Origin of the sequence: Mycobacterium sp., from assembly GCF_049802695.1 — a bacterium.
Classification (GTDB): domain Bacteria; phylum Actinomycetota; class Actinomycetes; order Mycobacteriales; family Mycobacteriaceae; genus Mycobacterium.
This window is the reverse complement of record NZ_JBARMY010000272.1, coordinates 1-4719: the sequence shown is the minus strand read 5'-3', so window position 1 is coordinate 4719 and position 4719 is coordinate 1. Positions and strand designations below refer to the sequence as shown.

4 protein-coding genes and 2 pseudogenes are annotated in these 4719 nt (G+C 63.3%); 4 read left to right on the top strand and 2 right to left on the bottom strand.

The features are described 5' to 3' along the window. The first annotated feature begins 257 nt into the window (after positions 1 to 257). On the top strand, positions 258 to 1472 hold the full coding sequence (locus WA317_RS11095; protein ID WP_425173073.1) for a serine hydrolase domain-containing protein: 1215 nt from the start codon (positions 258 to 260) through the stop codon (positions 1470 to 1472). Positions 1473 to 1480: 8 nt separating this feature from the next. On the opposite strand, the gene WA317_RS11090 is transcribed toward WA317_RS11095, so the two are convergent. After that, positions 1481 to 1693 carry a dodecin gene (locus WA317_RS11090; RefSeq protein WP_425173072.1) on the bottom strand — a complete coding sequence of 71 codons (213 nt, stop codon included), beginning with the start codon at positions 1691 to 1693 and terminating at the stop codon, positions 1481 to 1483. Between the two features lie 237 nt (positions 1694 to 1930). After that, complete coding sequence (locus WA317_RS11085) at positions 1931 to 2257, bottom strand: hemophore-related protein (RefSeq protein ID WP_425173071.1); 327 nt, start codon at positions 2255 to 2257, stop codon at positions 1931 to 1933. A gap of 286 nt (positions 2258 to 2543) precedes the next feature. Here WA317_RS11085 and WA317_RS11080 point away from each other — a divergent pair. The 3 genes and pseudogenes from WA317_RS11080 to WA317_RS11070 form a co-directional block, all read left to right on the top strand. Further along, positions 2544 to 2618: pseudogene (locus WA317_RS11080) on the top strand (hypothetical protein); the annotation flags it as partial. A gap of 30 nt (positions 2619 to 2648) precedes the next feature. Next, positions 2649 to 3008: pseudogene (locus tag WA317_RS11075) on the top strand (serine hydrolase); the annotation flags it as partial. A 120-nt stretch (positions 3009 to 3128) separates the two neighbouring features. Further along, positions 3129 to 4719 (top strand): AMP-binding protein (locus WA317_RS11070; RefSeq protein ID WP_425173070.1); only part of this gene is annotated, 1591 nt, incomplete at its 3' end.

Genomic DNA, 4719 nt, shown 5'->3' with positions numbered 1-4719 from the left:
GCACCGCTTTTCCGGCCGACGTCAGTGCGAAACGCCGTCAAGGAACAGGACCGCTTCCCATTGTCGGATTACCAGATAGCGTGACCACTTCGCGGTTGCACGGCGCGCGGGCTGTGCACTGGCCGTTCGGCGACTAAAAAGCTTGCCGCAGATTAACGGAATTGTAACTTTCGGGTCTGTCTGCCGACCGACGAGGTAGATTCCGGACTGTGAGTTCACAAAACCACGACGGTCGCCGCGCCCCGTTGCCACACGGGGTGCACGGAGCCGCTGACCCGCACTTCGCCTGCGCGGTTCGCAGCTTCGCGAGCATGTTTCCGGCGCGCCGGTTCGGCGGCGGGGCATTGGCGGTGTACCTCGACGGTGAACCCGTTGTCGACGTGTGGACGGGCTGGTCGGACCGACGTGGACGGGTGCCGTGGTCAGCGGACACGGCGACCATGGTGTTCTCGGCGACCAAGGGTATGGCTTCCACCGTCATTCACCGGCTGGCTGATCGAGGGCTGATCGACTACGACGCCCCGGTTGCCGAGTATTGGCCCGACTTCGGCGCCAACGGTAAGGCGGCGATCACCGTTCGGCAGGTGATGCGGCACCGTGCCGGCCTGTCCCACCTGAACGGCGCCGGCAAAGAAGACTTGCTGGATCACGTCGGGATGGAGGAACGGCTGGCGGCAGCGCCGCCGGGGGTCTTGCTGGGCAAACCGGCGTATCACGCGCTGACCTACGGCTGGCTGATGTCTGGGCTGGCCCGCGCGGTCACCGGCAAGGGGATGCGTGAACTGTTTCGCGAGGAGCTAGCCTTGCCGTTGGACACCGACGGGTTGCACCTGGGCAGACCTTCGGCCGGGTCGCCGACGCGCGTCGCCCAGATCATCATGCCGCAGAGCACTGTTGCGAACCCCGTCTTTAACTCTGTGGCGCCCAAGATCGCGGCGCTGCAGCTTTCCGCCGGATTCGGCGCAATGTACTTCCCGGGCATGAAAGCCGTTGTGCAGGGCGAGATGCCGTTCCTGGATGCCGAAATCCCCTCAGTGAATGGGGTAGTGACGGCACGGGCGCTGGCCCGGTTGTACGGCGCGATCGCCAACGGCGGGGAGATCGACGGCACCCGGTTCCTGTCACGTGAGCTGATCGCCGGTCTGACTGGCCGGCGCAGCCTTCGACCGGACCGGAACTTATTGGTGCCTTTAGCATTTCATCTCGGTTATCACCAGGTGCCATTCAATGCGATGCCGGGCTTCGGTCACGCCGGGATGGGCGGCTCGCTCGGGTGGGCTGATCCGGCGAGCGGACTGGCTTTCGGATTCGTGCACAACCGACTGCTTTCGCCGTTCGTGGTGATCGACCACGCCGGTTTCGTCGCGACGGGCGCCATGCTCCGACGGGGCGCCGCCCAGGCCCGCAAAGACGGATTCCACCGGGTGACCGAGTTCGGGTCGCCGTTCCCCGAGGCGGCCGCTGCGGGCTAACCGGTCTACTAAGCGTCCTCCAATCGGAAGCCGACTTTGAGCGTCACCTGGAAATGTCCGGTGGCCCCGTTTTCAATGTGGCCGCGGACCGATTGCACTTCGAACCAGTCGAGCCCGCGGGTGGTTTTCGCCGCGCGGGACACCGCGTTGCGGATCGCCGCGTCGATGCCGTCGGGGGAGCTCCCGACGATCTCGATGACGCGGTAGGTGTGGTTAGTCATGACATCCCTTTCTCCGGGCGGGGGAGTGAACAGTAACCAGCAGGGATGTCATGCGGGGGCTGTTGACAGAGATTTTCTTCGGTGCAAGCCTCGAAAGCTCAGTTCGGGGTTAGCCGATCTCTTTCGTCACCGCGTAGCTTGGGCGGTCAGAGTTGGCCTGCTTGGCCGTCGATGTACTGCTTGTGATCGACCTGACATCGGGATGGGCGGACAGCAGAAAGATCTCGGTTAATCGGATCAATAGTTATTGCAGGTGTTGGCGACTTGCTGGATCGTTCCAAGGTACGCCTGAGCCTCCGGAATGCCCTGTACTTGTTGCTCCATCTGCTGGCGTTTATCCGGCGGCGAGGCGAGGAATCTACGCAAATAGGACTGTGCCAGCGGTGACGCGTTGAACTGCGCGGCAGCGGCCGGGTCTTGCGCGTTGAGCGCCGACACGACCTGCGGGTAACTGCAGGTGGTGTCGGTAATCGGATCTGCGGAGGCGACCCCGGCCCCAGCGGACAACGACAATGCCAGACCGCCGAATGCGACAGCCAGTCTGGTCAACGACAGCGTGGCCATGTGCAGACACCTTTCAACTAATAGACCGTCAAACCTTTTTGCTGAGGCTACCAGGCCCCGCTGAGAGCCGCCCGCCGGCGAGGTTGCCGGGACATGGTCTGTCGGCCACGGGATGTGTTTGGCTGAACCCGTCGGGGCATACCTCGACGTTGGTCAGGAGACGTTCGATGCCTCGGAATTCGTCGACGTTGCGCGTGTAAGGGGCATGTCGGCGGCGAGGCGGTGGCCGCGATCAACAGATCGACTCACGAACTGAGGTGCCGTAGCACCAACGCGCCGCGTTTCCATTCCGGCCGTGCTGCGTGAGCGCGCCAGTCTGCAGCCCAATGACACGGCGTTCACGTTTATCGATTACGAGCAGGACTGAAATGGCGTTTCCGGTCTTCAATTCCGGTTCCTGTCGCCTCAGTTGGTGGCCGGCTTGACTGGGCGCAAAAGTTCGGCCCGATCGAAACCTTTTGATGCCTCTCGGTTTTACATGGGTTACGACCAGGTTCCGTTCGGCGCCATGCCGGGTTTCGGCCACGTCGGGCTGGGCGGTTCACTGGGCTGGGCGGATCCGGCGAGTGGTCTGGCGTTTGCTTTCGTGCATAACCGCCTGCTGTCGCCGTTCGTCGTCACTCGATCGGGCCGGCTTCGTCGCGACCGGCACCATGCTGCGGCGGGCGCTGCTGCTGCCCGCGCACATGGATTCCAGCGGGTGAGCGAGTTCGGGTTGCCGTTCCCGGCGACGGGAGCCGTTGCGGGCTGAGTCCCGCCAACCTCGCGGCCGAATGCGCCGGCCGTTCGCGGGTGAGCGAACGTCCGTCCACTCCTGGGCCTCCCCTTGTCTTTTGGGCACCGCTGTGACGGCGACGGTAAGGTGACGCCTGTGTCTGGCCCTTCCATTCCCTCCGTGGTGCGTGAACGCGCCAGCCTGGCGCCCAATGATCTGGCGGTGACCTATGTCGACTATGACCAGGACTGGGGCGGTGTCGAAACCAGCTTGACCTGGTCGCAGCTGTATCGGCGGTCACTCAACGTGGCACGGGAGATCAAGGGGCTCGGGTCACCCGGTGACCGGGCCGTCATCCTGGCGCCGCAGGGCCTCGACTACATCGCGGCGTTCCTCGGCGCCATGCAAGCCGGATACATCGCGGTGCCGTTGTCGGCGCCGATGGGTGGTGCCAGCGACGAGCGCGTCGCATCGGTGCTCGACGACGCGTCGCCCAGCATTGTTCTCACGACCAATACGGCGCTCGACGATGTCAACGGCGCCATCAAGCAGCGGGTGGACGGAGTCAACCCGGCCGTCGTCGCCGTGGACGCACCGGACCTGGACGCCCGGGGCGGATCCAGGGGCGGCACGGACACCGTCGCCGAGACCGCCTATTTGCAGTACACCTCGGGATCGACCCGCGCGCCGGCCGGAGTTGTCATCTCGCACCGGAATCTGATGGCTAACTTCGAGCAGATAGTATCCGACTTCTTTTTCGAATCCGACGGTGTCCCACCACCTGATACAACCTGCGTGTCGTGGCTGCCGTTCTATCACGACATGGGTTTGGTGATCGGAATCTGCTTTCCGTTGCTGGCTGGACTGCACACAGTAGTCACCAGCCCGATCTCATTCCTGGCTCGACCGGCACGGTGGATGCACTTACTGGCCAGCTACCCCAGGGCGTTCAGTGCGGCGCCCAACTTCGCTTTCGAGGTGGCGGCGCGCAAGACCTCGGATGACGACATGGCCGGGTATGACCTGTCCGACGTGCTCTCCATCCTCAACGGTAGCGAGCGGGTACAGGCTGCGACGCTGCGGCGCTTCACGGATCGATTCGCCCGCTTCAACTTTCACGACAAGGTGATCCGGCCCTCGTACGGAATGGCAGAGGGCACGGTATATATAGCGACCCGGAATTGGCGCCAACCGCCTGAGATCGTGCACTTCGACGCTGACGAACTGTCGGTTGGGCAGGCGAAGCGATGCGCCAGCGGTACCGGCACACCACTGGTCAGCTACGGCCTGCCTCAATCACCACTACTGCGGATCGTCGACCACGAGACAAGCATCGAGTGTCCTAAGGAAACGGTCGGCGAGATCTGGGTGCACGGCGACAACGTCGCAGACGGGTACTGGAGCAAGCCAGAGGAGAGCGCTGCCACGTTCAAGGGCAAACTCGAGTCTCCGACTCCTGGAACACCAGCGGGCCCCTGGTTGAAAACCGGGGATCTGGGGTTCTTCTCCGTCGGCGAGTTGTTCATCATCGGCCGTATCAAAGACGTCTTGATTGTCTATGGGCGCAACCATTTCCCCGACGACATCGAAGCGACGATTCAGAAGGTCACCCCGGGCCGCTGTGCGGCGATATCGGTTCCTGACGATCAGACCGAGAAACTGGTCGCCATCATCGAAGTCAAGAATCCGGGCGACTCACAAGAAGGCACCAAAGGCAAGCTGGCCGGTGTCACCAGTGAGGTAACGT

Excerpts from the sequence above, each read along its gene's own strand:
- WA317_RS11090 (WP_425173072.1), bottom strand. The coding sequence starts at position 1,693 with ATGACTAACCACACCTACCGCGTCATCGAGATCGTCGGGAGCTCCCCC.
- WA317_RS11085 (WP_425173071.1), bottom strand. The coding sequence starts at position 2,257 with ATGGCCACGCTGTCGTTGACCAGACTGGCTGTCGCATTCGGCGGTCTG.